Below are 209 nucleotides of genomic sequence, written 5' to 3'. Positions count from 1 at the left end.
GCTATATTTCCAGAAGTCTGATATACAACATGCACATCATGTCCTTGTTTGATCAATTTGGAGAAAGTTCCTCCCATAGAAATTACGTCATCATCTGGATGCGGACTGAAAAGAATCACTCTTTTCTTGGCTGGATTGGCTCTTTCCGGACGGTGCGAATCGTCTGTATTCGGCTTTCCGCCAGGCCATCCTGTAATGGTGTGCTGCAG

At 45.5% G+C, this 209-nt stretch carries 1 protein-coding gene; it reads right to left on the bottom strand.

Translation table 11 applies throughout. The features are described 5' to 3' along the window. Positions 1 to 209: PIG-L family deacetylase (locus ACWA1B_RS23840; RefSeq protein WP_456911181.1), on the bottom strand; the 209-nt coding region annotated here is incomplete at both ends.

Source organism: Flavobacterium xizangense (assembly GCF_054075145.1).
Note: the sequence above shows the minus strand (reverse complement) of the source record. Positions and strands in the feature narration are given on the sequence as shown.